This is a genomic window from Vibrio sp. 03_296 (assembly GCF_002265885.1).
Genome location: NZ_NPKW01000373.1, coordinates 1 through 624, shown reverse-complemented (window position 1 = coordinate 624; position 624 = coordinate 1). Strand labels below are relative to the sequence as shown.

1 protein-coding gene is annotated in these 624 nt (G+C 49.4%); it reads right to left on the bottom strand.

Features of this window, described 5'->3' with window-relative positions:
• Positions 1-70: 70 nt before the first annotated feature.
• Positions 71-535, bottom strand: a complete 465-nt coding sequence (locus CIK04_RS24750) for a hypothetical protein (protein ID WP_325205796.1) — start codon at positions 533-535, stop codon at positions 71-73.
• Between the last annotated feature and the right edge of the window lie 89 nt (positions 536-624).

Sequence of the window (624 nt, the reverse complement as noted above, 5' to 3'; positions counted from 1 at the left end):
GCGGCATAGCTCGTCGCGCTCACCAGCATCAATAAAACAGACAATCCATTTTTCATTGTGAACTCCTTACTCAATGATCATTTGCCGCTGCAGCGGCAGGATTAATGTGATAACCGTGTTCTTCGAGTGCGCGTTCTGAAAGCTGTAAAACAGGCAACCCAGGGAGATAACTCATGCGCTTGTGCTGACGATTGACGCTGATCGCGGTGAAGCTCACGGTATGCGCATCTTCTCGTAGCATGCACGGGGAGAGGTGTGGCTYYTTTTCCTCAAAGGCACGATGAAATGCCAACAGAGACTCGCGCGTTTTCTCTTTTGCGGTGTATTCACGGTAAAGTTTCTGACGATAATGCTGCACAGCATCGAAATGCACAGCGGAAGAAAACAGCGGACTATCCACTGGCAAGATCCGTAGTGCGTCACCATTCCATTCAAATGCCATGACATCACCAAAACGCGCCGTCAACGATGGATCAAACGCCAGCAAAGTAAAAGGTGCTAAGCGTTTCAACTGAATGGTTCGAAACACTTTCACAATGTCCTCCACTCTCTGATGGGGCGAAAGATGACGCAACAATGAAACCGCGAACCTACCAACTCCCCGGACAGGCACCTTTCCTTGAT